Origin of the sequence: uncultured Alsobacter sp. (genome assembly GCF_945952055.1) — a bacterium.
GTDB lineage: Bacteria > Pseudomonadota > Alphaproteobacteria > Rhizobiales > Beijerinckiaceae > Alsobacter.
On sequence record NZ_CAMFHB010000004.1, the window covers coordinates 12,914 to 37,153 of the forward strand.

At 69.4% G+C, this 24,240-nt stretch carries 20 protein-coding genes; 12 read left to right on the forward strand and 8 right to left on the reverse strand.

From position 1 onward, the window contains the following. Positions 1-6 precede the first annotated feature (6 nt). Genes Q0Q47_RS04180 through Q0Q47_RS04190 form a run of 3 tightly spaced genes read left to right on the forward strand, consistent with a single transcriptional unit; the run spans position 7 to position 3,211 of the window. A complete protein-coding gene (locus Q0Q47_RS04180) occupies positions 7-1,506 on the forward strand; it encodes a M81 family metallopeptidase (protein ID WP_293854835.1) in 1,500 nt (499 codons plus the stop codon). Then, positions 1,503-1,886 carry a RidA family protein gene (locus tag Q0Q47_RS04185; RefSeq protein ID WP_293854837.1) on the forward strand — a complete coding sequence of 128 codons (384 nt, stop codon included), beginning with the start codon at positions 1,503-1,505 and terminating at the stop codon, positions 1,884-1,886. The genes Q0Q47_RS04180 and Q0Q47_RS04185 overlap by 4 nt, the downstream gene beginning before the upstream one ends. Before the next feature lie 26 nt (positions 1,887-1,912). After that, on the forward strand, positions 1,913-3,211 hold the full coding sequence (locus Q0Q47_RS04190) for an aminotransferase class III-fold pyridoxal phosphate-dependent enzyme (protein WP_293854840.1): 1,299 nt from the start codon (positions 1,913-1,915) through the stop codon (positions 3,209-3,211). Positions 3,212-3,573: 362 nt separating this feature from the next. On the opposite strand, the gene Q0Q47_RS04195 is transcribed toward Q0Q47_RS04190, so the two are convergent. Then, complete coding sequence (locus Q0Q47_RS04195; protein WP_293854843.1) at positions 3,574-4,614, reverse strand: LacI family DNA-binding transcriptional regulator; 1,041 nt, start codon at positions 4,612-4,614, stop codon at positions 3,574-3,576. 247 nt (positions 4,615-4,861) lie between these two features. Then, complete coding sequence (locus Q0Q47_RS04200) at positions 4,862-6,043, reverse strand: glycoside hydrolase family 88 protein (RefSeq protein WP_293854846.1); 1,182 nt, start codon at positions 6,041-6,043, stop codon at positions 4,862-4,864. A 245-nt stretch (positions 6,044-6,288) separates the two neighbouring features. On the opposite strand from Q0Q47_RS04200, the gene Q0Q47_RS04205 reads away from it, so the two are divergent. The 9 genes from Q0Q47_RS04205 to Q0Q47_RS04245 all read left to right on the forward strand — a co-directional run bounded on the left by Q0Q47_RS04205 (position 6,289) and on the right by Q0Q47_RS04245 (position 18,153). Continuing rightward, positions 6,289-7,575 (forward strand): ABC transporter substrate-binding protein, encoded by a 1,287-nt coding sequence (locus Q0Q47_RS04205; protein WP_293854849.1) that lies wholly within the window; start codon positions 6,289-6,291, stop codon positions 7,573-7,575. Positions 7,576-7,875: 300 nt separating this feature from the next. Next, positions 7,876-9,717: a DUF2264 domain-containing protein gene (locus Q0Q47_RS04210; protein ID WP_293855382.1), complete on the forward strand. Its 1,842-nt coding sequence runs from the start codon at positions 7,876-7,878 to the stop codon at positions 9,715-9,717. A 162-nt stretch (positions 9,718-9,879) separates the two neighbouring features. After that, a complete protein-coding gene (locus Q0Q47_RS04215) occupies positions 9,880-11,301 on the forward strand; it encodes a M20 family metallopeptidase (protein WP_293854852.1) in 1,422 nt (473 codons plus the stop codon). Positions 11,302-11,413: 112 nt separating this feature from the next. After that, positions 11,414-13,204 (forward strand): peptide ABC transporter substrate-binding protein, encoded by a 1,791-nt coding sequence (locus Q0Q47_RS04220; RefSeq protein ID WP_293854855.1) that lies wholly within the window; start codon positions 11,414-11,416, stop codon positions 13,202-13,204. Positions 13,205-13,219: 15 nt separating this feature from the next. Beyond that, on the forward strand, positions 13,220-14,179 hold the full coding sequence (locus tag Q0Q47_RS04225; protein WP_293854857.1) for an ABC transporter permease: 960 nt from the start codon (positions 13,220-13,222) through the stop codon (positions 14,177-14,179). After that, positions 14,145-15,077 (forward strand): ABC transporter permease, encoded by a 933-nt coding sequence (locus Q0Q47_RS04230; RefSeq protein ID WP_293854860.1) that lies wholly within the window; start codon positions 14,145-14,147, stop codon positions 15,075-15,077. The genes Q0Q47_RS04225 and Q0Q47_RS04230 overlap by 35 nt, the downstream gene beginning before the upstream one ends. Positions 15,078-15,086: 9 nt before the next feature. Continuing rightward, positions 15,087-16,097, forward strand: a complete 1,011-nt coding sequence (locus tag Q0Q47_RS04235) for an ABC transporter ATP-binding protein (protein ID WP_293854862.1) — start codon at positions 15,087-15,089, stop codon at positions 16,095-16,097. Next, the gene (locus Q0Q47_RS04240) at positions 16,090-17,064 is read left to right on the forward strand and encodes an ABC transporter ATP-binding protein (protein WP_293854865.1); all 975 of its coding nucleotides are present in this window, start codon (positions 16,090-16,092) and stop codon (positions 17,062-17,064) included. Before Q0Q47_RS04235 ends, Q0Q47_RS04240 begins: the two co-directional genes overlap by 8 nt. 447 nt (positions 17,065-17,511) lie before the next feature. Further along, complete coding sequence (locus Q0Q47_RS04245) at positions 17,512-18,153, forward strand: hypothetical protein (protein WP_293854867.1); 642 nt, start codon at positions 17,512-17,514, stop codon at positions 18,151-18,153. A 56-nt stretch (positions 18,154-18,209) separates the two neighbouring features. Here Q0Q47_RS04245 and Q0Q47_RS04250 read toward each other — a convergent pair whose 3' ends face one another. The 6 genes from Q0Q47_RS04250 to Q0Q47_RS04275 all read right to left on the reverse strand — a co-directional run bounded on the left by Q0Q47_RS04250 (position 18,210) and on the right by Q0Q47_RS04275 (position 24,194). Further along, positions 18,210-19,070, reverse strand: coding sequence for a PHB depolymerase family esterase (locus Q0Q47_RS04250; protein ID WP_293854870.1), 861 nt, complete (start codon positions 19,068-19,070; stop codon positions 18,210-18,212). Continuing rightward, positions 19,067-20,368, reverse strand: a complete 1,302-nt coding sequence (locus Q0Q47_RS04255) for a tetratricopeptide repeat protein (protein ID WP_293854873.1) — start codon at positions 20,366-20,368, stop codon at positions 19,067-19,069. Before Q0Q47_RS04255 ends, Q0Q47_RS04250 begins: the two co-directional genes overlap by 4 nt. 61 nt (positions 20,369-20,429) lie before the next feature. Beyond that, complete coding sequence (locus Q0Q47_RS04260) at positions 20,430-20,687, reverse strand: anti-sigma factor (protein WP_293854876.1); 258 nt, start codon at positions 20,685-20,687, stop codon at positions 20,430-20,432. A 2-nt stretch (positions 20,688-20,689) separates the two neighbouring features. After that, the gene (locus Q0Q47_RS04265; RefSeq protein WP_293854878.1) at positions 20,690-21,379 is read right to left on the reverse strand and encodes a sigma-70 family RNA polymerase sigma factor; all 690 of its coding nucleotides are present in this window, start codon (positions 21,377-21,379) and stop codon (positions 20,690-20,692) included. Positions 21,380-21,393: 14 nt separating this feature from the next. Next, positions 21,394-22,581: an OpgC family protein gene (locus tag Q0Q47_RS04270; RefSeq protein WP_293854881.1), complete on the reverse strand. Its 1,188-nt coding sequence runs from the start codon at positions 22,579-22,581 to the stop codon at positions 21,394-21,396. After that, positions 22,581-24,194 carry a thiamine pyrophosphate-binding protein gene (locus tag Q0Q47_RS04275; RefSeq protein WP_293854884.1) on the reverse strand — a complete coding sequence of 538 codons (1,614 nt, stop codon included), beginning with the start codon at positions 24,192-24,194 and terminating at the stop codon, positions 22,581-22,583. Before Q0Q47_RS04275 ends, Q0Q47_RS04270 begins: the two co-directional genes overlap by 1 nt. Positions 24,195-24,240: the final 46 nt, after the last annotated feature.

Consider the following 24,240-nt stretch of genomic DNA (forward strand, 5'->3'; position numbering starts at 1 on the left):
CACGCCATGGCGCACCGCATCCTCCTCGCCGGCCTCTTCCACGAGACCCACACCTTCCTCGAGGAGATCACCGGGGCGGCCGACTTCCGCACCCGCGCGGGCGCCGACCTCTTGGCCCGGCGCGGCGACGCCTCGACCATCGACGGATTCCTGGAGGTCGCCGAGCGCCACGGATGGACGGTGATCCCGGCCCTGGAGACGCAGGCCACGCCGTCCGGCACGATCGACCACGCCGTGTTCGAGAGCTTCTGGACGGCGCTGGAGGCCGTGGCCCGGCCGGCGCTCGCCCAGGGCATCGACGGCATCTGGCTGGCCCTGCACGGCGCCATGGTGACCACGGGGACGGACGATGCCGAGGGCGAGCTGCTGAAGCGCATCCGGGCGCTGCCCGGCGCCGCCGACCTCCCGATCTTCGCCGTCTTCGATCTCCACGCCAACTTCACGCCGGCGATGGCGGCACTGGCCGACGGGCTCGTCGGCTACCGCGAGAACCCGCATTCGGATGCCCGCGACGCCGCGGTGCTCTCGGCCGAGCTGCTGGCCCGCTCGCTGGCGACCGGCGTTCGGCCCCGCATGGCCTCGCGCAACTTCCCCGTCCTGTGGCCGCCGACCGGGACCGGCACGGCCGACGAGCCGATGCGCTCCATGAGCGCGCTGGCGCGCCGGATCGAGCGCGAAGACCCGCGCGTTTGGGCCATCAGCATCGTCGGCGGCTATTCCTTCGCCGACACCTGGCACACGGGCGTCGCCGCCTGCGTGATCACCGATGCCGCGCCCGACGCGATGGCGGCGCATCTCGATGCGCTCGAAGCCATTGCCGTCAGCCAGCGCGAGCAGGGCGTGCCGGCCGAATGGGACCTGGAGGCGGCGATCGATGACGGTATCGCCCGGCCGCCGTCGGATGGGCCCGTGATCCTCGTCGAGCCGGCCGACAACATCGGCGGCGGGGCGCCCGGCGACTGCACCTCGATCCTGCGCAGCTTCGTGCGGCGCGGGCTGGAGAAGTCGGCCGTCGTCATGGCGGATGCCGCCGCGGTGCGGGCGCTGGCCGGATGTGCTCCCGGGGAGCGCGTCACCATCCGGCTCGGCGGCAGCAGCACGCTCGATCCGGGGCCGTTCGAGCTCACCGTGACCTTCGTCTCCCGATCGGACGGCCGCTTCCGCCTCGAGGATTCCCGCAGCCACATGGCCGCGGCGTCCGGCGTGAACATCGACATGGGTCCGTGCGCCACCGTGCAGGCCGGCGGCACCGCGATCCTGATCACCTCCAGAAAGACCGCGCCCTTCGACCTCGGCCAGCTCCGTTCGCAGGGCATCGTGCCGGAGGACCTCGCCTTGGTCGGCGTCAAGGCCGCCGTGGCGCACCGGCGCGCCTACGACCGCCTGAAGGGCCGCAGCTACTGGGTGGGCACGCCCGGGCCCTGTCCCAGCGACCTCACCACCCTGCCCTACACGAAGATCCGCCGGCCGATCTTTCCGCTCGACCCGCCCTGGAGACCCGCATGACCTTCACCCCGGAATATCCCGCGCTCGACGACACGCCGCGCTCGCACCTGCCCTTCTCGCCCTGCGTAAAGGTGGGTCCCTTCGTCTTCGTCTCGGGCCAGGCCTCGGTCGACAAGACGGGCAAGATCGTCACCGACTCGTTCGAGGGCGAGGTCCGCCGCTCGATCGAGAACATGCGCGACGTGCTGAAGGCGGTGGGCTGCGACCTCACGCATGTCGTCCAGACCCGCAACTACGTGCGCGATCCGGCCGACGTGCCGGAGTTCAACCGTCTCTACCGCGAGTACTTCCAGACGCCCTTCCCGGCCCGGACCACGATCACCGGATGCCTTCAGGGCCTGAAATACGAGATCGAGTGCATCGCCGTCGCACAGGGCTGACGCGCCACACCATTGGGGAGCGATCCATGACGATGACCTTCTCCGCCTCCGCCAAGCGCGTGGCCGAGGCCGCCAGGCTGCTGCCAGGCGGCGTGAACAGCAACTTCCGCATGGGCATCTCCCCCACCCCGCTGGTCGTCGACCACGGCGAAGGGCCCTACCTGCACGACATCGATGGCAACCGCCTCATCGACTACTATCTCGGCATGGGGCCGATGATCCTCGGCCACAACCCGCCGCAGGTCGCCGACGCCATCCGCAAGCAGCTCGAGAAGGGCCTGCTCTTCGCCGCGCAGACGGAGATCGAATACGAGGCGGCGGCGCTGGTGAACAAGCTCGTGCCGTGCGCCGAGCGCCTGCGCTTCGCCTGCTCGGGTTCCGAGGCGGCCCAGGCCGCCATCCGGCTGGCCCGCGCCGCCACCGGCAAGCCGACGATCCTGAAGTTCGAGGGCCACTACCACGGCTGGTTCGACAACGTGATCTGGAGCGTCGCGCCGACGGCCGACACCATGGGCCCGATCGACGCGCCGGCCCACATCCCGGGCTCGCCCGGCATGGACCCGAACGTCGAGGCCGCCATCGACGTCTGCGTCTGGAACGACCTCGACCGGCTGCGCGACCGGCTGAAGAAGGGCGACGTCGCCGGGCTCGTGATGGAGCCCATCATGTGCAACCAGAACGTCATCATGCCCGATCCAGGCTATCTGGAGGGCGTGCGGGCGCTGTGCACGGAGACGGGCACCGTCCTCATCTTCGACGAGGTGATCACCGGCTTCCGCGTGGCGCCCGGCGGCGCGCAGGCGCTGCTCGGCATCACGCCCGACCTCGCGATTTTCGGCAAGGCCATCGCCAACGGCCTGCCCGTCGCGGCGGTCGCCGGCAAGGCCGAGCTGATGGACCTGATGGTCTCGAAGCGCGTGCTGCACGGCGGCACCTACAACGCCCACCCGCTCGGCATGGCGGCGACGGTCGCCACCCTGTCCACGCTCGCCGACGGCAAGGTGCACGCCACCATCGCCAGGCGCGGCCAGCGGCTGATTGAAGGCTTCCGCACCGTGTTCCGCGACCACCAGGTGGCGGCCCGCGTCCAGGGCCTGCCGCAGGTCTTCCACGTGACGCTGGGCGTGCGCGACCCGATCCACCGCTACCGGGACCAGGTCATGGCCGACAAGGCCGGCTACGTGAAGCTCACCACCGCCTTGATGGGCCACGGAGTGCGAGCGCTGGAGCGCGGCGCGTGGTTCCTGTCGGTCGAGCACGACGACGCGGTCATCGACGCGACGATCGAGGCCTTCGACAAGGCGGTGGGCGAAGCGCTGGTGTGAGGCAGCGGCGCTGGAAGATCGTGCGTCCTTCGACACGCCCGCTGCGCGGGCTGCTCAGAGCTTGTGATTCTTCCGGTCGTCCAGTGAGCACCTCCCTCTCCGCGTCATGGCCGGGCTTGGCCCGGCCACCCACGACTTCGGCAGGGACACCTGGCCTTCCCCGGCAAAGTCGTGGATGCCCGGGCCAAGCCCGGGCAGGACGGCGGAGAGGTGGTCGCGCGCTAGAGAAGTCGGATGCAACGCCGTATCGGGAGTTGATCCTCACCCTCTCAGGATGAGGATCGCTCGTGGCTTCGCGTTTCTACAATTGTCCTCATCCTGAGCAGCCGCCGAAGGCGGCGTGTCGAAGGACGCAGGACCCCTCAGCGCTTGCCCGGCGCGGCCGTCGATCGGCGCACGATCAACTGCACGCCCGTCGCGATGCGCTGCGCGGCGCCTTCGGCGCCGGACATGCGCTCCTGCAGGAGGCGGACGGCGATGCGGCCGACCTCGTAGCGGTCGATGATCATGGTGGTGAGGGGCGGACTGGCGTGCGCGCCGATCGGCAGGCCGTCGAAGCCCATGATGGAAAGGTCCTCGGGCACGCGGATGCCGGCGGCGGAGGCGGCCTGCAACGCGGCGAGCGCGACGATGTCGGCGGCGCAGAACAGCGCGGTGGGCCGACGCTTGGTGCGCGACAGCCAGTCAGCGATGCGCGGGCGCGCGTCGAGGCTGATGGCGAGCGGGTCGCCGAGATCGAGCACGTGGCGCGCCGGATCGAAGGCGATGCCGGCATCCGTCAGCGCGTCGCGGAAGCCTTCGAGCCGCAGCGAGATCGACTTCCGGTAGACGTGGGTGACGTGGACGATGTCGCGGTGGCCGAGGTCGAGAAGATGGCGCGTCGCGGCATAACCGCCGAAATAGAAGTCCGGCGACACGCTGGGGATGCGCATCCGGCTGTCCATGCCGTTGACGATCACGGCGGGGCAGCCGTGATCGGCCAGACGATCGATGATCTCGGGGCTGTCGATCCCCACCAGCACCACCGCGCTCGGATTGGCGTTGGCGAACATCGCGGCGTCGGCCGTCGCGGCGCCCGCGGAGGCGCCGATGTCGATGTCGATGCGGATGCCGGCCGCGGCCGCACCTTCCAGGATGCCGCGGATGATCTCGCCGTAGAAATTGTTGCTCGTCAGATAGCGATCGAGCGTCACCAGCGTGGCGGTCCCGCCCCCGCCGGCCGGCGCGGCGCGCCCGGCCCGGCCGCGGTAGCCCAGTTCCTCGATCACGCGCAGCACCCGCGCCCTGCTTTCCGCGCTGACGCCCTTGCGGTCGTTCAGCACCTTCGACACGGCGGCCACCGACAGGCCGGAGGCTGCGGCGATGTCCTTGAGGGTGGGAGCGACCGGGTCGGCTGACGTCACGCGGGTGGACCTTGGGGTGGTGGAGCGGCCGGGAATCGGCCGAGCCCGAACGAAACTATCGCGATTTCGTTACGGGTTCCGCATGAGTGGTCTTCCCCTAGTCCCCTCATCCTGAGCAGCGACCGAAGGTCGCGTGTCGAAGGACGCACGATCTGGCAGCGTGACCATTCTGCGTCCTTCGACACGCCCGCTACGCGGGCTGCTCAGGATGAGGAGACTGGGGAGGGTGGCCCGATGGCCTGTACCGTCACCAGAAGAAGCTGTCGTGCCCCAGCGAGCGCATCAGCGCTTCCATGTAGTAGTAGTCGCCGTAGGGCAGCATGGTGTTGCTGCGGCCTGCCGTGACGTGGGCGGCGCCCTGGCCCAGGAGGCCCTGGGCGGCGGGGTTGGCGGTGAGGTCGCAGTCGGCGATGAGGCCGTCGATGAGCCGGTCGGCGAAGCCGCGCCAGCGGGCGGCCTCCTCGGCCTCGGTGACGCCGGCAAGAATGTAGAGACCGGCCGCCATGATGGCGCCGGCGGAGCTGTCGCGCCAGCGGGTCTCGCCGTCGGTGAGCGCGTAGTCCCAAACGGGCACCCGATCCTCGCCCATCAGGCGCTCGGCCGTGGCGGCGAGCAGGCGGGCCGTCTCCAGGTCGGCCGGGTCGCGGGTGGTCACGTAGGTCTGCGCGAAGCCGTGGATGAGCCAGGCCTGGCCGCGCGACCAGCAGGAGCCGTCGGCGAAGCCCTGGTGCGTCTCGCCGCGCAGGGGGCGCCCGTCGGCGGCGTCGAAGACGAAGGTGTGGAAGCTCGTGCCGTCGGCGCGGACGAGATGCCGGCGCGTGGTGTCGGCGTGCAGCAGGGCGATCTCGCGGAAATCCTCGACCGCCGTCTCGCGGAAGGCCCAGTGCAGCAGCGCGAGGTTCTGCATCGTGTCGACGATCGCCCGGCCCTGCACGAAGGCCGCGCGCTCGCGATTGTGCGGCCCGGGTGGATTCCAGGCCTGGATGTAGTGACCGGCCTCGTTGAAGCGGGCGGCCAGCGCCTCGGCGGCGCGCAGCCCCATGTCGCGCGCCACCTCGGCGCCCGTCATGCGCCAGTCCGCGACGGCGGACAGGGAGAACTGGAAGCCCAGGTCGTGGTCCCGCGCTTTCCGGTTCTGCAGCACGGCGCGGAAGCCCGGCCGGCGCGCCTGGGCGCTCTCGCGGAAGACCGGGTCGCCCGTGAGCTGGTAGGCGAGCCAGAGCTGGCCCGACTGGAAGCTCATGACCCAGTCGGGACCGTTGCAGTAGTCCCAGGTGAGGTCGGGCTTGCCGATCTTGGGATTGCGCAGGCCGATGACCGGCATCGTCGCGGCCAGCCTGTCGACCGCCCGCATCAGGGCCGCCTGGTGGTGGGCCACGGTGCGCGAGGCGGCGACGCTGGCGTAATAGGGATTGCGCGGGGCGTTCATGGGACAACTCCATCCAGACGCAACATTTCGCGATTTCGAAACTTTCGTCAACACATGAAATTTCGATTGACAGAACTCGGCAGGAGGCTCTCAATTCGCGTCAGAAACGGCCTGCCGACGCTCTCTGCCAAGCCCTGCAGAGGCTGCGTCTGACGAAGAGCCGAAACTGCGAACGAAACTTTCGCGAAACGAGGAACGCCGCGCGTGCCCCAGGCACGATCCGCAGGCGTCTGGAGGAGGACACCATGATCGACCGCCGTTCAGTCCTGAAGGCCGGCCTCGCCGGCGCCGCCCTGCCCTTCGCCGGCCGCCTCGTGGGCGAGGCCCAAGCCCAGTCGGCGGACCTGCGCCTCTACTGGTGGGGTTCGCAGGATCGATCGAAGCGCACGCTGGCGGTGGCCGACCTGTTCAAGGCCGCCAACCCCGGCCTCGGCGCCAGCGGCGAAGCGGTGGGTGCCGACTACTGGCCGAAGCTCGCGACCATGCTGGTCGGCCGTAACCTGCCCGACGTGATCCAGTTCGAGCCGACCACCCTGCCCGACTATGCCCGCCGCTCGGCGATGCAGGAGCTCGATCCCTTCCTCGGAAAGACCATCAAGACCGACCAGTTCGCCAAGGGGATCCTCGATCTCGGCACCGTGGACGGCAAGGTCTACGGCATGGCGCTGGGCCTCAACTCGTTCTCGATGTTCTACGACGCCGACCTCTTCGCCAAGGCCGGCATCGCGCCGCCCAAGCACGGCATCACCTGGGACGAGATCGCCCGCCTCGCAGTGGAGATCGGCAAGGCCGGCGGCAAGGAGCGGTTCTGGGGCATCACCAACGGCGCGCGCTACAACTACGTGTTCGACGTGTGGCTGCACCAGCGCGGCAAGTCGCTGTTCACGAAGGATGCCCAGCTCGGCTTCACCGTCGACGACGCCAAGGAATGGTACGACTACTGGGAGAAGGTGCGCCTCTCCGGCGGCGCCGTGGGGCCGGACGTGCAGGCCCAGGACACCCACCTCATCGACTCGAACCCGCTCACCACGGGCAACACGGCGATGGCCTTCACCTTCTCCAACCAGCTCATCGGCTACCAGTCGGTGCTGAAGCAGAAGATCGGCATCACCACGCTGCCGGTGGCCAAGGCCGACGGTCCGTCGGGCCTCTATTATCGGCCCGCGCTGATCTGGAGCATCGGCAAGACCTCCAAGCAGGCCGAGGCGGCGGCGAAGTTCATCGACTTCTTCGTCAACAGCCCCGAGGCGGGCAAGATCCTGGGTGTCGAGCGCGGCGTCCCGGTGAACCTCGCCGTGCGCGCGCAGGTCGCGCCGCTCCTCAACGACCTCGAGCGCCAGACGGTCGCCTATGTCGACTTCATCGCCGACAAGGTGGGGCCCTACCCGGCCCCGGTGCCGCTCGGCGCCAACGAGTTCGACCATCAGGTGATGCGCCCGACCGCCGACCAGCTCGGCTTCGGCAAGATCAAGGTCGCAGAGGCAGCCGAGCGCCTCGTGTCCGAAGGCAAGCGGGTCATCCGAGCTTCTTGAGGCCAGACCCGGCTGCCGGAATGCCCCGGGGTTCCCCTCCCGCCCCGGGGCATTTTTGTTTTCGGAACGGGGCACTATCGTTCGATCCCGCCAGGAGGATGCTCGATATCTGCGCGTCATGGCCGGGCTTGGCGCGGCCACCCACGACTTGCACGCGGCCCCGGCAAAGTCGTGGATGCCCGGGCCGGGCCCGGGCAGGACGTGCGGAGGGGCGGCAGCAACGCAATGGCCAGACGCAGCGAGACCCCCGTGAGCGGCACCCCGACCCCCGATCCCTTCGTCCATCAGCTGTGGAACCCCATGGCCGGCAACCCGCTGCGCACGCGGGCGGATGTGGAGGCGGCGCTTCGGGCCTTGTGGACACCGCTCGAGACCTATCGCTCGCCGGGCAAGGCGCGCATCCGGCTGGGGCACGACTCGGCGCATTTCGACCGGGCCGCCGCGGATTTCGAAGGGTTTGCCCGCCCCCTGTGGGGGCTCGCCCCGGCGGCTGCGGGTGGCGCGGCGTGGATCGACTGGGCGCCGATCCGCGAGGGACTGGCCAACGGAACGGATCCGGGGCACCCGGAATACTGGGGCGCGGTCGGCGACGTCGACCAGCGCATGGTCGAACTCGCGGCCCTGGGCTACGCGCTCCGGCTGGTGCCGGACAGGCTTTGGGAGCCGCTATCGTCGCAGGCGAAGGACAACGTCGCGCGCTGGCTCACGCAGGCGCGGGTCAGGCCGTTCTCGACCAACAACTGGAAGTTCTTCCGGGTCATGATCGACCTGGGTCTGGAGGCCATCGGCGTGGCCCACGACCCCGCCCCGACCGAGCAGTATCTCGACGAGATCGACGCCCTCTATCTCGGCGAGGGCTGGTACCGGGACGGGCCGTGGCGGCGCGTCGACCACTACATTCCCTTCGCCTTCCACTTCTACGGGCTGCTGCTGGCGGCCTATGGCCGCCGTGCCGATCGCGCCGAGGCCTGGCGGAAGCGGGCCAGGGTGTTCGCGCCGGATTTCGACCGCTGGTTCGCCGAGGACGGCGCCGTCGTGCCCTACGGCCGCAGCATGACCTACCGTTTCGCCACGGGCTCGTTCTGGGGCGCGCTGGCGGTGGCCGGCGTGGAGGCCCTGCCGTGGGGCGTCATCAAGGGGCATTACCTTCGTCATCTGCGGTGGTGGGCGCGCCAGCCGATCGCGCATCCGGACGGCGTCCTGTCCATCGGCTACGCCTATCCCCAGCGCATGATGTCGGAGCACTACAACTCGGCCGGCTCGCCCTACTGGGCCTTCAAGGCCTTCGCCCCCCTGGCCCTGCCGGCCGACCATCCCTTCTGGCAGGCGCAGGAGGCGGCGGGCCCCGAGGGCGACGGTCATGCCCTGCAGGTCCATCCCGGCATGGTCCTGACCCGGCCGCCGGGCGACGTCGTCGCCCTGTCCTGCGGCCAGGAGGATCTCGAATTCCGCTTCGGGCCGGAGAAATACGCGAAGTTCGCCTATTCGGGGCGCTACGGCTTCAGCATCGAGGCCGACGAGCGGCGCTTCGTCGACGCGGTCTTCGATTCGATGCTGGGGCTCAGCGACGATGGCCGGCACTACCGCGTCCGCGAGGGCAATGAGGAAGCGCTGGTCTCGCCCGAGGTTCTCTACGCCCGCTGGCATCCCTGGGCGGACGTCACGGTGGAGACCGTCCTGATGGCGCATGGCGCCGGGCACGTTCGCCTGCACCGGATCCGGACGCCGCGCCCCCTCGCGACCTCGGAAGGCGGCTTCGCCGTGGCCCGGACGGACGGCGACCGCGACCTGCGCGAGGCCGGGGACGACTGGGCCCTGGCCGAGACCAGCACGGACGCGTCGCTGATCGTCGACCTCGGCCCGTCGACCCTCCGCCAGCCGGTGGTGCATCGCGCGCTGCCCAACACGAACCTGATGGCGGCGCGGACCTGGATCCCGCAACTGCGCGGCACCCTCCAGGCCGGGGAGACGGTCCTGGCCTGCTTCGCCTGCGCCTCGCCCGCCCGTGACGTCGTACGCGCGGCGCTCGCCGGGCGCCCGGCCGTTCCCGACTTCGAAGCGCTCGTCGAGCGCATCCGCGCCACCGGAAAAGTCCCGGGGGCGATGTCGGGAAAGGTCAACCCGGCCGTCGTGCCGCGTTGAGACCTTGAGTCAGGGACGGCGCCCAAGTCCCTGACGCCGCTCGGACGGCCGGTCCATGCCCTGCCGGTCCTGAGGGCTCCCTCTGGCGCTTCCGCCTTCGGCGTTCCACACTGGCTTCGAACCGGCGACTTGCCGGGCCGACAGGACGTGAAGGGCCGAACGATGGACAATCGCAGCGAGATCTGGCGCCAGGTGGACGAGCACAAGGAGCGCTTCGTCGCGCTCGCCGACCGGGTCTGGGGGATGCCGGAGGTCTGCTACACCGAGGAGCGCTCGGTGGCCGAGCACAAGGCGGAGCTGATCCACCAGGGCTTCAAGGTGACAGAGAAGGTCGCCGGAATTCCCACCGCGATCATGGGCGAGGCGGGCGAAGGCGGTCCGGTCATCGCCATCATGGGCGAATACGACGCCCTGCCGGGGCTCAGCCAGGAGGCCGGCAAGGCGGTCCACAGCCCCATCGAGACGGGTGGGCATGGCCACGGCTGCGGCCACAACCTGCTGGGCTCGGCCGCCTTGCTGGCGGCCACCGCCGTCAAGGATTGGCTTGCCGCCAACAAGGTCCCGGGCCGCGTGCGCTACTACGGCTGCCCGGCCGAGGAAGGCGGGGCCGCCAAGGCCTTCATGGTGCGGGCCGGCGCTTTCGCCGACGCGGACATCGCGATGACGTGGCATCCGTCGAGCTGGTGGGAGGTGGCGCCGCCCCTGTCGCTCGCCAACACCCGCGCCGACTTCGTGTTCACCGGAAAGGCGGCTCATGCCGCAGCCTCCCCGCATCTGGGCCGCTCGGCGCTCGACGCCGTCGAGCTCATGAACGTGGGCGTGAACTACATGCGCGAACACATGCCGAGCGATGCACGCGTTCACTACGCCGTGCTCGACACCGGCGGCATCGCGCCCAACGTCGTGCAGGCCCACGCCCGCGTCCGCTACTCGATCCGCGCCCGCGACCTGCCCGGCATGACCGAGCTCGTCAACCGGGTCACGAAGATCGCCCAGGGCGCCGCCCTCATGACCGAGACCACGGTTGAGACGCGCATCGTCAGCGCCGTGTCCAACATCCTGGGCAACACGCCGCTGGAAAAGGCACTGCAGGCGATCATGGAGGATCTGGGCCCGCCGCACTTCGACGAGAAGGACAAGGCCTTCGCTGCCGCGATCCGCGCCACCCTGCCCGAAAAGGACATCGCGACGGTCTGGTACGCGATCGGCATGGAGGACACCGGCGCACCGCTCGCGGACTTCACCGTGCCGCTCGACGCCAGGCGCAACCCGATGATCGGCTCCACGGACGTCGGCGACGTTTCGTGGGTGGTGCCGACCGTGCAGGTGCATGCGCCGACGGTCGCGATCGGAACGCCCTTCCACACCTGGCAGGTCGTCGCCCAGGGCAAGGAGCCCGCCGCGCACAAGGCGATGATCCAGGCCTCCAAGGCCATGGCATCGCTGGCGATCTCGGCCCTGACCGATCCCTCGCTCATGGCCGAGGCCAAGGCGGACCTGGCTAGGCGGACGAAAGCTTCGCCCTATGTATGTCCCATCCCGCCGGAGGTGAATCCACCGTTGGACATGTCTCGGGGTCATTGAGCCCGTTGACGACCTCCGTCAGGACTGATCAGTTTGTAAGCACAACGACCGTCGTAAGACGGCGCTTTATCGGCACGCATCCTGCAAGACGTGTCTCATGAGAGGGGAAGTCATGAACGAGAACGAGATCCGAGGGCTAGTCGACAGCGTGAAAGACGGCCGCATGGACCGTCGCGCTTTCATCCAGCGCATGGTCGCGGTCGGCCTCAGCGCACCCATCGCCTCCCAGATCCTGGTCTGGAACGGCGTCGCGATGGCGCAGTCCAAGCTTGAGTACAAGCCGACCAAGCGCGGTGGCGGCGGCCCGCTGAAGGTGCTCTGGTGGCAGGGTCCCACGCTCCTCAACCCGCACTTCGCGGTCGGCACCAAGGAACAGGACGCCGCGCGCATCTTCTACGAGCCGCTGGCGAACTGGGATCCGGACGGCAACCTCATTCCGGTGCTCGCCGCCGAGATCCCGACGCGTGAGAACGGCGGCCTCGCTGCCGACGGCAAGAGCGTCGTGTGGAAGCTCAAGCCCGGCATCAAGTGGCACGACGGCAAGCCCGTCACCGCCGACGACATGATCTTCAACTGGCAGTTCGCCAAGGATCCGGCGACGGCCTCGGTCACGATCGGCACCTACCGCGACGTCGAGGTCGAGAAGATCGACGACCTCTCGGTGCGTGTGAAGTTCAAGATCCCGACGCCGTTCTGGGCCGACGCCTTCGTCGGCACCCGCGGCAGCCTCATTCCGAAGCACCTCTTCGAGGCCTTCTCGGGCGCGAAGTCGCGCGAGGCGCCGGCGAACCTCTCGCCGGTCGGCACCGGCCCCTACAAGTTCGTGGAGTTCAAGCCCGGCGACCTCGTCAAGGGCTCGATCAACATGGACTACCACAAGCCGAACATGCCGCATTTCGACTCGATCGAAATGAAGGGCGGCGGCGACGCGGCCTCGGCGGCCCGCGCGGTGCTGCAGACCGGCGAGTACGACTACGGCTGGAACATCCAGGTCGAGGAAGACGTCATCGCCCGGCTCGAGAAGGGCGGCAAGGGCAAGGCGCTGATCTCCAAGGGCGCCAACATCGAGTTCATCCTCCTCAACCACACCGATCCGTGGACCGAGGTGGACGGCGAGCGCGCGAGCCTCAAGACCAAGCACCCCACCCTGCTCGACCCGGCCGTGCGCAAGGCGCTGCAGCTGCTCGTCGACCGCAAGGGCGTGGAGGAGTTCATCTACGGCCGCGCAGGCATCGCCACGGCCAACTTCCTCAACGCGCCGGAGCGCTTCAACTCGAAGAACATGACCTTCGAGTTCAACGTCGACAAGGCGAACAAGATCCTCGACGACGGCGGCTGGAAGCGCGGCTCGGACGGCATCCGCGAGAAGGACGGCAAGAAGCTCAAATACGTCTTCCAGACGTCCATCAACGGCCCGCGCCAGAAGACCCAGGCCATCATCAAGCAGGCCTGCCAGAAGGCGGGCATCGACCTGGAACTGAAGTCGGTCGTCGCCTCGGTCTACTTCTCCTCGGACGTGGCCAACCCCGACACGTACACCAAGTTCTATTGCGACCTTGAGATGTACACGACCACGATGACGCAGCCCGACCCGACGCAGTTCATGCTGCAGTTCGCGTCCTGGGAAGCGGCGACCAAGGAGAACAAGTGGCAGGGCCAGAACATCTCCCGGTGGTCGAACAAGGAGTATGACGAGACCTACAAGGCCTCGGTGGGCGAGCTCGACCCGGTCAAGCGCGCCGCCATGTTCATCAAGATGAACGACCTCATCATCGCCGACAACGCGATCATCCCGGTCGTCTATCGTCCGCGCCTCTACGTCATCAACGAGAAGCTGCGGGCGCCGATCAGCGGCTGGGACACCGACACGGGCAGCCTGGAGTTCTGGTACCGCGAAGCCTGATCCGGCCTCGCATCCATGGGCACCTACGTCCTCCGGCGCCTGCTCATCGCGATCCCGAGCCTGCTCGGGATCTCCGCGGTGCTCTTCTGCGTGATGGCGCTCGCGCCGGGCGACCCGTTCGGGGAGCTCGCGACCAACCCCAACGTGCCGCCCGAAGTCCGGGCGGCACTGCGGGAAAAGTTCGGCATGGATGACCCCATCCTGATGCGCTACTGGCACTGGCTCGTCGCCATGCTCCAGGGCGACTGGGGATTCTCCTTCGTCAGCCGCATCAACGTGGACACGCTGATCCTGCAGCGCATCCCCGCGACGCTGGCCATCGTGGGGCTGAGCCAGATCCTGGCGATCTGCATCGCCATCCCGGTCGGGGTCTATTCGGCCACGCGGCCCTATTCGATCTTCGACCAGATCGCCAACACGCTGGCCTTCATCGGCTTCTCGCTCCCGACCTTCTTCACCGGGCTGCTGTTCATCCTGCTGTTCTCGGTGAAGCTCGACTGGCTGCCCTTCGTCTACCGCTCGGACCTCAGCGCCACCGGCCTCCAGTGGTGGTGGGAGCAGTTCAAGCAGTCGATCATGCCCATCTGCGTCCTGGGGTTCTTCCAAGCCGCGTCGATGATCCGCTACGTGCGCTCCGCCGTGCTCGACGTGATCCGGCTCGACTACGTCACCACGGCACGCGCCAAGGGACTGGGCGAGAAAGTCGTCATCACCAAGCACGTCGTGCGCAACGCGCTCATTCCGGTCGTCACCCTCGTCGCGCTGCAGATGCCGGCGGTGTTCGGCGGTGCGATCGTGACGGAGCAGATCTTCCGCATTCCGGGCATCGGCTCCCTGCTGATTTCCTCGATCCTTTCCAACGACACGCCGGTGGTGATGGCGGTCACCTTCGTCTTCTCCTGCCTGGTCGTGCTCTTCAACCTCATTGCGGACGTGTTGTATGGCTGGCTCGATCCCCGCATCTCCTACAGTTGAGGGAGCTGCGGTCGCGGCCAAGCCGTGGTCGCCGGGCCTCGACGCGTGGCGTCGCTTCCGTCGCCATCGCCCGGCGCTGGTCAGCGCCGTGGTGATGTCGATCATGATCGTCGTGATCCTGTTCGGCTCCTTCGTCTGGAAGGTGCCGATCAACGACATCGACTTCCGCGCCAAGCTGTCGACGCCCTCCTTCGCCCATCCCTTCGGCACGGACGACCTCGGCCAGGACCTGCTCGCCCGCATGATCTACGGGGGCAAGATCTCGCTCGCCGTCGGCTTCGCGGCGATGTTCGTCGCCGTGGTGCTCGGCACCATCATCGGCGCCATCGCGGGCATGTCGCGCGGCTGGCTTGGCTCGTTCCTGATGTGGCTCGCCGATTTGTTCCTGTCCCTGCCGCAGCTGCCGCTGCTGCTCGTGGTGATCTACCTGTTCCGGGATTCGCTGAAGTCGGTCTTCGGACCGGAAGGCGGCGTCTTCATCATGATCGTGGTCGTCATCGGCGGCCTGCGCTGGATGCCCGTGGCGCGTCTCGTGCGCGCCCAGTTCCTGTCGCTGCGCGAAAAGGAGTTCGTGGAGGCGGCCCGCGCGCTCGGCGCCAGCAAGACCCGCATGGTCGTCCGGCACATCCTGCCCAACGCGCTGGGGCCGGTGATCATCGCCGCGACCATCGACGTGGCGGCGGCCATCATCCAGGAATCGACCCTGTCCTTCCTCGGGCTGGGCTTCCCGCCGGACATCCCGACCTGGGGCCGCATCCTGTTCGATGCCCGCGACTTCCTCGACATCGCCCCGCACTGGGCGCTGTTCCCGGGCGCGGCGATCTTCCTCACCGTCGTCACCATCAACTTCATCGGCGACGGGCTGCGTGATGCTCTCGACGCTCGACGCGTCATGTGAGGCGGCCGCATGAGCTCCCCTGCCCCGCTTCTCGACATCCGCGGCCTCAAGATCCACTTCGGAACGGACGAGGGCGTCGTCCAGGCCGTCGACGGCGTCGACATCAGGATCAACCCGCGCGAGACGGTGTGCGTCGTCGGCGAGAGCGGCTGCGGCAAGACCGTGACCGCCATGTCGATCCTGAAGCTCATCGCCATGCCGCCCGGCCGCATCGCCGCAGGCCAGATCCTCTGGCAGGGCCGCGACCTCGTGCCGCTCACGGGGCCGCAGCTCGACGACATCCGGACCAAGGAGATCGCCATCGTCTTCCAGGAGCCGATGACGTCCCTGAACCCGGTGTTCACGGTGGGCGACCAGATCGGGGAGGCGGTGCGCCGGCACATGAACCTGTCGCGCAAGGAGGCGCGCGACCGCACCATCGAGATGCTGAAGCTCGTGAACATCCCGCGTCCGGAGACGCGCGTGGACGACTATCCGCACCAGTTCTCCGGTGGCATGCGCCAGCGCGTGATGATCGCCATGGCGCTCTCCTGCAATCCGAAGCTCCTCATCGCCGACGAGCCGACCACGGCGCTCGACGTCACCATCCAGGCGCAGATCCTCGACCTGATGGCGGAGCTCAAGGAGCGCCTCGGCATGGCGGTGATGCTCATCACCCATGCGATGGGCGTGGTGGCCGAGACGGCCCAGCGCGTCGTGGTGATGTATGCCGGCCGCGTCGTGGAGGAAGCCACCGTCGAGGACCTGTTCGAGCGCCCGCTGCACCCCTATACGCAGGGCCTGATCCGCTCGATTCCGCGCCTCGACCTGGCGGCCACGCAGCACGTCCGGCTCGAGGCGATCGCCGGCACCGTGCCGCGCCTCATCAACCCGGCGCCGGGCTGCCGCTTCGCCAGCCGCTGCAAGCACGTCATGCCGATCTGCAGTGCCGAGCAGCCGGCCCTCGTGACGGACGAGCGCGGGCACAAGGTCGCCTGCCATCTCCACCCCGCGGCGCAGGAGGCCGTTGCCCATGGCTGAGCCCCTGCTCTCGGTGAAGAACCTGGTGAAGCACTTCAGCCTGAAAGGCGGGCTGTTCCAGCGCGAGGCCGCGCGCGTGCACGCGGTCGACGGCGTGTCCTTCGACATCGCCGAGGGCGAGACGCTCGGCCTCGTGGGCGAGAGCGGCTGCGGCAAGTCGACGACGGGGCGCTGCGTGCTGCGGCTGACCGAGCCGACCTCCGGCTCGATCACCTTCGAGGGCCAGGACGTCATGGCCATGGACGAGGACAAGCTGCGCGCGGTTCGCCGCGACATGCAGATCGTCTTCCAGGACCCCTTCGCCTCGCTGAACCCCCGCCTCACCGTCGGCTCCATCATCTCGGAGGCGCTGATCATCCACCGCCTCGCCTCCTCCCGCTCGGAGATGGAGGACAAGGTGGTCACGCTGCTGAAGAAGGTTGGCCTGAATCCCGACCATCGCCGGCGCTACCCCCACGAGTTCTCCGGCGGGCAGCGCCAGCGCATCGTCATCGCCCGGGCGCTCGCGGTGGAGCCGAAGCTCGTGGTGTGCGACGAGCCGGTCTCGGCGCTCGACGTGTCGATCCAGGCCCAGGTCATCAACCTGCTCGAGGACCTGCAGGAGGAGATGGGCCTCACCTATCTCTTCATCGCCCACGACCTCTCGGTGGTGGAGCACATCTCCGACCGGGTGGCGGTGATGTATCTCGGCCGGATCGTCGAGATCGCGCCTGCGCGCGAGCTCTATCTCAACCCGCTGCACCCCTATGCCGAGGCCCTGCTCTCGGCCGTGCCGATCCCCGACCCCAAGGTGAAGCGCCCGCGCATCAAGCTGGAGGGCGACGTCCCCAACCCGATCTCCCCGCCCAAGGGCTGCCACTTCCACACCCGCTGCCCGATCCGCCAGCTCCCCTTGTGCAGCGAGAAGACGCCCGAGCTGAAGCAGACCAGCGAAGGACACTGGCTGGCCTGCCACCTGCGCGGGTGACGCGCGGTCCTGCGTCCTTCGACACGCCGCCTTCGGCGGCTGCTCAGGATGAGGGGATTTACACGAGTGCCTTTGGAGCCTGAACCCTCGATCTCCTTATCCCGCGAGCGTGTGAATCGATCTCCGGTAGGGTATCGGATCTGACTTCTCCATCGCACGACCACCTCTCCGCCGTCCTGCCCGGGCTTGGCCCGGGCATCCACGACTTTGCTGGGGCCATCCTGAAGTCGTGGGTGGCCGGGCCAAGCCCGGCCATGACGCGGAGAGAGTGGCGATAGCTGGACGACCACAAGATTCACAACCTCCGAGCAGCCCCCGACGCAGGCGTGCCAAAAGACGCACCGCGCCGGGCCGCCTCTCACGCATCGGTGATCGGACTGTCTGAAACGCGAGCGCTGCGGCGGTGACCAAGGCAGGACACTCCTGCCGCCCTTGGGAACTCCCGCCATGTCAGCGTCGTCCGCCCTCCAGCCTTCCGCGCTCGCCCTTCCCTCCCGCAAGACGCTGTTCCGGCTCTTCGCCGGCGGCTACATCGCGCTCATGGCGTGGGAGATCTGGGCCCGCGTCATCACCGCGTGGGTGCTCGGCGGTCCACTGGAGCCGCCGCAGCTGGTGATCTCGCTGGTGCAGACGTGGACGGGCATCGCGCTGTCGCTGCCCACGGCCACCTTCGGGCACTACGTCGTCGGAATCGTGGGCTATCCGCTGCTCTACTGGATCGTCTCGCGCAACCTGCCGCGCTGGCCGGTCATTCTCGATGCCGGCGTCTGGCTCGCCTTCACCCTGTTCATGGCCGTCGCGACGCTGCGCGGCACCGCGACCATGGGCACGGGACTGTTCTGGCTGGTCGTCACCGCCATCACCGCGACGCGGGCCATCAACCCCTCGCCGCTCATCGCCAACTGCCTGAGCTGGGGCTCGTTCACCTGGTTCAACGCGCTCGGCATCTTCGCGCCCCTCGCCGGCCTGCCCTTCCTGCTCATGGAGTGGGGCGGCGAGCTCTCCTTCATGAGCTATGTCGGGCACATCCTGTTCGGCTTCATCGCGGCGCTCGTCTTCGAGACGCTGGAGAGCCGGGATCCGGGCTGAGTATTCAGGCAAGGCCGCCGATCGGCCCCGTCGCCGTCATCCGTCGACCCGGCCGTTCAGTGCGTGGGGAGCGCCGCGGAAGCCCAGTCGATGCCGGCGGCGACCCACCGGGCCTCGATCTCGTGCTCGCCGGCGTGGAGGCACAGCATCAGGGCCTTGCCGGACCGGCAAGCCGACCCGTCCCACACGTCGCAGTCCAGCCCTTCGACGGTTTCGTGGCGGGTCGGTTCGTTCGGGCATCCGTTGACCCGGCGCCAGGTCGCCATGCCCTTGCGCACTTCGCCCTGGCGAACGCTGCTGGTCGGCCCGCCCAGGGCGCGGCCCATCATGGGGACCATCGGATCGTTCAAGCCGTGGACGTGGCGAAGCACCTGCGGTCCGGCCGTGCAGTCCGTCGGCTCGGGAACCCAGAAGGCCCCGGCGACCGGAACATAGGCGGCGAAAAGGCCGTGCCCCTGGCAGGCCAGATACCACGTCATCGAGCCGCCCACGGAAAAGCCCGACGCGATGAGACGCTTGCGGTCCACGGGGATGCGTTTGGCGACGTCGCCGACCACGCTTTCGATGAAGGCGACGTCGTCGCGGCCGGTCTCCGCCTTGCCCGGGAAGGACCAGCTCGCACCGCGTCGGTCGGCGGCCGCGCCCTGCGGGGCCACGAGCGCCATTCCGCGGCGGTCGAGTTCCTCGGCCAACATGACGTCGCCGGCGATCTCGTCGGCTGAGCCACGATACCCGTGCATGAAGACGAGCACCGGCAAGGCCGTCTTGCCGTCCCAGCCCTGCGGCAGCCGCAAGCGGTAGGTGCCCTGTTCGACGTGGCAGGGCTCGGCCCCCGGACATGCCAGGGCGGCGGACGAAACGCCCGCCGCCAGGACCGCTCCCAGGCTCGCGAAGGAGAGCCTTCTCGCCCGCGTCATGCTGCCTCCAGGCTCGCCATGCGGTTGCCGAAGGCGTCTTCGCCACGCTGGCGACGCCTCAGGGCCAGGATAGACCGAACGGCTTCGCCATCGCCAGCGGACCGGGCCGCGTGGACCAGCGTCTGGACGAAGACGTCGCGCTGCGCCGCGCTTCCCCCGATCGCCGGCAGCCGGCCCATGACGCGGGCGAAGTCGGTCCGCCGGCCCGCGACGACGCGGGCGAGGTCCAGCCCCACGGACGCGGCCACGCACGCCTGGTCGCCGGTGCCCGAGGCCGCGTGGGCCTCCCACGCGGCGAGCGCCGCGTCGAGGCCCTGCGTGTCACCGGTGGCGGCCAGCGACAGCATGTGGTGGAGACTTGCGAACATCAGCGTCGTCTCGGCGGCACGCCGGCGCGCCAGAACCGCGAGCTCCTCCCACCGGTCGCCGACCGAGACGCCGGCGAGCCGCAGCCGCCACAGGAGGGAGGCGGCATTCGCCACGTCGCGGTAGTCGTCGGTCGGCTGCGGCCGGATGTCCTCGTCGTAAAGCGCCAGGGCCCGCTCGGCATCGCCGGATTCCAGGCACATCAGCGCCAGGTGCCAGGCCATGTGGAACTGGAAATTGTTGCAGCGGCTCCACACGTCACGGGTCGACTCGAGACGGCGGATGCCGATCGCGACACGGCGGTTCATCTCGTCGACGTGGCTCAGGGCGTGCAGACCCCAGGCATCGTCCGGGGCGAGCGCCAGCGCGACCTCGCCGAACCGCTCGGCCTCGGCATAGCGGCCGGCTTCCTCCAGCGCGAAGGCATGGCAGCCGAAGACGTAGCCGGAGGCATCCTCGTCGGAGCGCCAGGCATGGATCACGCTCGAGGTGGCGGCCAGCATGCCGGGTGTGTCGCCGGCCATGAAGCGCAACGCGTGGGCGAGCTTCAGCAGGAGGAAGTTCAAGGGCTCTTCGCGAAGCCTGGCCTCCAGGTGCGCGGACGCATCGAGGAAGCGGCCGGCGACGGCGAGATCGAGCGCATCGACGAGGACGCTTTCCGATTCCGTCAGACGCGCGCTGCGTCGCGCCGCCGATCGCGCCTTCGCCGCCGCCTGGATGGCGCCGGGCCGCATCTCCTCGCGCCCCAGAGTGAGCAGCGCGAAGCCCTTGAGGGCGTGACCCGCAACGAAGTCCGGGGCGCGGGTGATGGCCTCGTCCAACGCAGCGCCGGCCGAGGGGCGGTGCCCCGCCAGTGCCGCGACCGCCCTCTCGTAGGCCGCGATCGCATCCGTGTCGTCGATGCCGTGCCGTCCGTTGTAGCGATCCTGCATCACAGTCTCCCTTTGCTTTACGGGAGATGGTCCCCGCCGGGGGGCCGCCCGTTACGCCCCGTCACGTGCATGTGAAGCCGGAGCCGCCGTCGCTTTTGCCGGACTGCCGGAACATCGCGGCGAGGCGGTCCTCCGCCTCCTCGTCGACGCCCGCCCACTGGCGGTCCCGGACAAGGTTCAAGGTGGCGGCGAGCTGCGCGACGTAGCGCCGGCAGTTCACGCAGATGAAGAGGTGCGCCTTCAGCGCGAGGCGCTCGCGCAGGCTGAGGTCCTCGTCCAGATAGGTGCTCGCACGCCGGCTCACGTCTCTGCAGGTCATTCTCACGATTGCCTCCGCGGCCCTTGGCCGGTTTGTGTCGTCTTCTTGTCTGGTCCGGCCTTCTGCGGGTCGGTCATGATCTTCGACAGCGCGTCGCGCACCGAGGCGCGGGCGCGATGCAGCAGAACGCGCTGGTTTCCCTCGCTGATCCCGAGCAGCGACGCCACCGTGGGGCCATCCTGCTCCTCGACGTCACGCAGGATCAGGACGGCCCGCTGGGCCTCGGGCAGCAGCTCGATCGCGCCCCGCGCCACCGTCCACAGGTGCTGGCCGGCGACGATCCGCTCCGGCGTCATGGCGTCCCACGGCTCGATCGGCGAGGCCCAGTGGCCGTTCGCCATGAAGCGGTCCGGATCCACCGGGTCGCCGCCGGCGGGCCCGAGGTCCGAGAAGGCCACGGTTCGGCGGGCCCGCTGGGCGGCCGTCCGCGCCTTGTTGGCGAGGATCGAGTAGATCCAGGTCTTGAGCGTCGAGCGCCGCTCGAAACGCGCGAGCCCGTCGATCACGGCGACCCAGGTTTCCTGGACCACCTCCTCCGCCAGCGCGGCGTCCCGGACGAAGCTTCGCGCGAACGCGAGCATCATCCCGTGGAGTTGGCGCACGAGCCAACGAAAGGCGCGCTCGTCGCGCTCCAGCAGGCGCGCGATGAGCGTGTCGTCGTCATAGGCCGCGTCCGCGGCACCGGATGTCACGTGGCTGGCCCCCGTCAGGCGGTCGTCGGTTCGGGAACGGAGGACGGCCCGGGGGCGGCCGCCTGCGCAGGTTGGGTGTCAGGATGCTTGTGAGGCTTGGACCAGGGGGCGGACTTGAACCATTCCACCGTCAGGGCGGCCACCACCACGAGCGCGAGCCCGGCGAGGTTGACGGCGGCCGCGGGGCCGGCTCCCCGCCCCTCGATGTCGAGCACGACGCCGGCGGCGCGCGCCAGGAGCAGGCTCGCGAGAAAGGTGCCCAGCGATTGGCGACCGATGCGCACCAGCAGCCGCCCCGCCGGGTGGGCGTCGAGGCTCGTCCTGGACGGCTCGACGAGGCTCAGGGCGACATAGGCGAGCAGCAGGAAATGCAGGATGCGCAGCCAGTGGAGGTCGGCCTTCTCGTTGAGCGGCAGGATGGCCACCCGCACGTCCAGCGCCCATTGCAGGCTGCCGTACACCGCCTTGTGCGCGACCGGGACCGTGAACAGCAGCCCGGCCACCGCGATGGCCACCAGGACCGGGCGGCGCAGCGGCGGCACCTTGATCCATCCCTTGGCGAAGAAGAAGCCGAGGAAGAACACGGCCTGCCACGAGAAGGGATTGAGGAACCAGGGATCGTGCGTGAGCGGATCGCCGTCGAGTTCGAGCCCCCGCAGCCAGACCGTGGCGTAGAGGCCGGCCACCAGCACGAAGGGCAGAGCCGGGTGAAGGCGTCGCAGGCCCATGACCGCCGGCACCATGGCGAGGATCACGAGGTACATCGGCAGGATGTCGAGATATTGCGGCAGCCAGCGCAGCGTGAGGAAGGCGAGGATGGCGCCGCCCGGATCGGCGAGCAGCGGCGCGAACTGCGTGGCGACGATGTGGGAGGAGCCCGTGAGCCTGTCCAGCGCCGCCGCCAGCGCCACGCTGGCCAGGAACAGCCCGGCATGAGCCCAGTAGACCTGCCAGCACCGCCAGGCGATGCGGGCCGTCCCCATGGCCAGCCCGCGCGTCTCGAACACGCCCGAGAAGGCCAGCGCGCTGGCGACGCCGGAGCAGAACACGAAGAGCTCGGTGCCCGACGAGAAGCCGAAGCGGGCCGGGATCCAGTCCCCCCAGGGATTGTCCGGCACGTGGGCGACGAAGATGATCAGCATCGTCAGCCCGCGGAAGAGGTCGAGACGCTGGTCGCGCGGGCGGGAGGACGGCCTCGCCATCAGAAGGCTCCGTCGTACGCGCGTGGCCCGATCTCGCAGGCGATGACCGTGACGCCCGGCCGTGCGAAGGCCGCCCGGGCCGCATGGCCGAGCGCCGTCGCATCGGCCACCGTCTCGCCGACCAGCCCGAAGCCCCGCGCCACGGCCGAGAAGTCGGTCCCGCCGATCTCCACCGCGGCGGTGGGCAGGCCGGACTGTCGCTGCTTGAGGTCGATCAGGCCGAGGCTGCGGTCCACCATCACGGCGACCACCACCGGCACGGCGAGATCGCGCGCCGTGGCGAGTTCCCCCGCCACCATCTCGAGGCCGGCATCGCCGACCACGCAGAGCACGGGCTTGCCCGCCCCGAGGGCTGCGCCGATGGCGAGCGGCAACGCGCATCCCATGGTGCACAGCCCGGTGGACTGCAGCAGGCGGCGGGGGCCGTCACACGTCCAGGTCTGGCTCAACAGGATCCGGTGCGCCCCGGAATCCGCCGTCGCGATCGTGGCCGCCGGGGCGGCGTCCCGCAGGATCTTGAAGGCGACGCCCGGCCCCCAGTCGGCGGTGGGCGTGAAGATGTCGGCGAGCCTGGCCCGCACGCGGGCCGGCGCGTCGTCGGGCCAGCCCTGCAGGGCCGGGAGCCGCTCGGCGAGACGGCGCAGCGCCGTCCCGACGTGCCCCTCGGCCAGGACGGTCGAGGCATGCATGCCGTGCTGCACGTCGCTGGCGACCAGGTCGACGACCGGCGTGGAGGCGGGCCAGGGCTGCCGCCAGCCCTGCCGCATCTCGATGGGATCGTAGCCGGCCAGCAGGATGGCGTCGGCGCCTGCGAGCAGCGGTCCGATGGCCGCGTCCGCCCGGGGCGACAGGCCGACGCCGCCGATCACCCGCTGGTCGGTCTCGGGCAGGACGCCCTTGGCCTTGTAGGTGGTCAGCAGCGGCGCCTTCCAGCGGGCCAGCAGGCGGTCGAGGTCGGCGGCGCTGCCTTCGTTGACCACGTCCAGGCCCGCGATCACCAGGGGGCGCCTGGCGCGGGCGAGGATCTCGACGGCATGGTCCAGTCCCCCGGCGACGGGTCCCGGCCGTTCAGGACTGGCGCGGGCGGGCACCGGGCCGGCCTCGGCCTCCATCACCGCGACGGGCAGGTCCACGTGCACCGGCCCCGGACGGCCGGACAGGGCGATCGCCACCGCCTTCTCGATGACCAGGGCCTGCGTGCCGGGCGCGGCCCGGAAGCTCGCCTTGACCAGCGGTCGCAGCACCGCCTGGTGATCGAAGACCTGGTGCGTGAAGGTTTCGGCCAGCGCGGTGTCGAGGCACCCGGTCAGGACGATCAGCGGAACGCGGTCCTGCTGGGCGTGCGCCACCGCGGTGATCGCGTTGGAAACGCCGGGTCCGATGGTCGTCAGCAGCACCGGCAACGCGCCGGTCGCGTGCCACAGGCCCTCGGCGATGAACCCTGCCGCGTTCTCGTGCCGGGCCAGCCGCACGCGGATCCCGGCCCGCTCCAGGGCATCGACCAGCGCCAGCACCTCGCCCCCGGGGATCCCGAAGGCATGGGTCGCTCCGGCGGACTTCAGGCGGGCGGCGACATGGTCGGCGCCCGTGGCGGTGGAGGGTACGGCGGACATGGCGAAGCACGGCTCTGCTGCGGATCTTCGCAGCTTCGTCCAGCCA

Excerpts from the sequence above, each read along its gene's own strand:
- Q0Q47_RS04240 (WP_293854865.1), top strand. The coding sequence starts at position 16,090 with ATGGCTGAGCCCCTGCTCTCGGTGAAGAACCTGGTGAAGCACTTCAGC.
- Q0Q47_RS04180 (WP_293854835.1), top strand. The coding sequence starts at position 7 with ATGGCGCACCGCATCCTCCTCGCCGGCCTCTTCCACGAGACCCACACC.
- Q0Q47_RS04210 (WP_293855382.1), top strand. The coding sequence starts at position 7,876 with ATGGCCGGCAACCCGCTGCGCACGCGGGCGGATGTGGAGGCGGCGCTT.
- Q0Q47_RS04225 (WP_293854857.1), top strand. The coding sequence starts at position 13,220 with ATGGGCACCTACGTCCTCCGGCGCCTGCTCATCGCGATCCCGAGCCTG.
- Q0Q47_RS04190 (WP_293854840.1), top strand. The coding sequence starts at position 1,913 with ATGACGATGACCTTCTCCGCCTCCGCCAAGCGCGTGGCCGAGGCCGCC.
- Q0Q47_RS04245 (WP_293854867.1), top strand. The coding sequence starts at position 17,512 with ATGTCAGCGTCGTCCGCCCTCCAGCCTTCCGCGCTCGCCCTTCCCTCC.
- Q0Q47_RS04255 (WP_293854873.1), bottom strand. The coding sequence starts at position 20,368 with ATGCAGGATCGCTACAACGGACGGCACGGCATCGACGACACGGATGCG.
- Q0Q47_RS04200 (WP_293854846.1), bottom strand. The coding sequence starts at position 6,043 with ATGAACGCCCCGCGCAATCCCTATTACGCCAGCGTCGCCGCCTCGCGC.
- Q0Q47_RS04260 (WP_293854876.1), bottom strand. The coding sequence starts at position 20,687 with ATGACCTGCAGAGACGTGAGCCGGCGTGCGAGCACCTATCTGGACGAG.
- Q0Q47_RS04250 (WP_293854870.1), bottom strand. The coding sequence starts at position 19,070 with ATGACGCGGGCGAGAAGGCTCTCCTTCGCGAGCCTGGGAGCGGTCCTG.
- Q0Q47_RS04185 (WP_293854837.1), top strand. The coding sequence starts at position 1,503 with ATGACCTTCACCCCGGAATATCCCGCGCTCGACGACACGCCGCGCTCG.
- Q0Q47_RS04270 (WP_293854881.1), bottom strand. The coding sequence starts at position 22,581 with ATGGCGAGGCCGTCCTCCCGCCCGCGCGACCAGCGTCTCGACCTCTTC.
- Q0Q47_RS04220 (WP_293854855.1), top strand. The coding sequence starts at position 11,414 with ATGAACGAGAACGAGATCCGAGGGCTAGTCGACAGCGTGAAAGACGGC.
- Q0Q47_RS04235 (WP_293854862.1), top strand. The coding sequence starts at position 15,087 with ATGAGCTCCCCTGCCCCGCTTCTCGACATCCGCGGCCTCAAGATCCAC.
- Q0Q47_RS04275 (WP_293854884.1), bottom strand. The coding sequence starts at position 24,194 with ATGTCCGCCGTACCCTCCACCGCCACGGGCGCCGACCATGTCGCCGCC.
- Q0Q47_RS04230 (WP_293854860.1), top strand. The coding sequence starts at position 14,145 with ATGGCTGGCTCGATCCCCGCATCTCCTACAGTTGAGGGAGCTGCGGTC.
- Q0Q47_RS04205 (WP_293854849.1), top strand. The coding sequence starts at position 6,289 with ATGATCGACCGCCGTTCAGTCCTGAAGGCCGGCCTCGCCGGCGCCGCC.
- Q0Q47_RS04215 (WP_293854852.1), top strand. The coding sequence starts at position 9,880 with ATGGACAATCGCAGCGAGATCTGGCGCCAGGTGGACGAGCACAAGGAG.